This is a genomic window from Endoryza foliicola (assembly GCF_050589245.1).
GTDB classification, from domain to species: Bacteria; Bacteroidota; Bacteroidia; order Chitinophagales; family Chitinophagaceae; genus Endoryza; species Endoryza foliicola.
In genome coordinates, this window is the sequence record NZ_JBOBEW010000028.1 from 1 (window position 1) to 1,539 (window position 1,539).

The following is a 1,539-nucleotide window of genomic DNA, read 5'->3' on the forward strand; positions in this document are numbered from 1 at the left end:
CGAATCGGGAACCTTCACTTTATTATACTCAGACCTGCATTCTTCAAAAAATCAAGTATCCAACTGGTGGATATACTACGTTTGAATACGAGTTGAATGAGGGTAAAGATCAAAATACAAATATTGTAAAGCCGGTTGGTGGTTTGCGAGTAAAACAAATTGTTGATTATTCCTTCAATAGTACTAAGGCAACACAGAAAAATTATATATATAAATTAGATGATGGAACAACTTCCGGTCAAGCGTATTTCCCTTATTATCTTTCTAACACTGTATACTATTTTTATGCATACCCTATTTTAAATCCTCCATATGATTGGACGGACTATAGAATTGAGTATACAACTGTTGCAGCGTCATCGGTAGCTGGTTTGGGTTCAATTCAAGGTAGTCATATTGGATATGGCCAGGTGACTGAATTCTCTTCCGACGTAATAAATGGGGAGCCTCTTGGAAAAACAGTCTACAATTATAATATTGCAACTTTAAATGCGATTGATGACAATGTAGCGAACGGTGATTTGCTTAAGCAAAGTGTTTACAATAATTCCGGAAAATTATTGTACGAACAATCTAGTAACTACGAGTACACCAATTTGGGTGGTATTACATCATACAAAGTATCTTCTGCAGCAGTTCAAGATAACAAGACACAGCTTTGTAAATATATTGAAAACGGAAACACTTTTTATCAATTCAAACATCTTGAACTGGCGAATCCATCTTGTCTGCAAAGCACGATCATTAAAAACAAGCTATACTACTCGGGCTCTGTAGTTAGCTATCAAGGGAAAAAGTTATTAGCTGTTATAGAGAAAAAGTTTGATCAGGTTTCGAACTCCNGCAAAGCACGATCATTAAAAACAAGCTATACTACTCGGGCTCTGTAGTTAGCTATCAAGGGAAAAAGTTATTAGCTGTTATAGAGAAAAAGTTTGATCAGGTTTCGAACTCCTATTTGACTAGTTCAAAAACAATGTCTTATGATAATGCGGCGCATAATTTGCCCACTAAACTAGTTCAGATTAGTTCAAATAATGAGCAGGTGGTTACCGAAACGAAGTATCCTCTTGATTACACGATTCCGCCGACAGGACTAGATAATCCTTCTGCGGCGATTAAAAACTTACAAAACTTGAATATTATAGGTGCCGAGATTGAGTCAGTTCAATATCGTCAGAATCCGGATGGGTCAAATAGAAGATACATTGCTGCTAATCTAACCATCTATGAATCAGTATTGCCTGTTCCTAAGACCTTTTATCGTCTTCAAACAACTACGCCTGTTTCGTCTTTTACGATGTCCTCTTCCAATGGTACGTTTAGTTATAATAGCAATTATGGCTTGTTGGGAGGTTTTCGCTACGATCCTTTTGGGAATTTGGGTGAACAGGCGAAAGCAAACGACATGATAAAGTCCTATGTATGGGATTACGGGTATTCCCTTCCGACTGCTGAAGTAATGAACGCCGAACTTGAATCTATTGCATATACAAGTTTTGAAACAACTGGGTCAGGGAATTTCAATGTAACTGGAAG

The 1,539-nt window shown here is 37.2% G+C and carries 1 protein-coding gene; it reads left to right on the plus strand.

All coding sequences use genetic code 11. From position 1 onward, the window contains the following. Window positions 1–976 precede the first annotated feature (976 nt). Window positions 977–1,539, plus strand: a 563-nt coding sequence (locus ACQ2HE_RS19860) for a hypothetical protein (RefSeq protein ID WP_430902510.1), incomplete at its 3' end; no start/stop codon positions are given.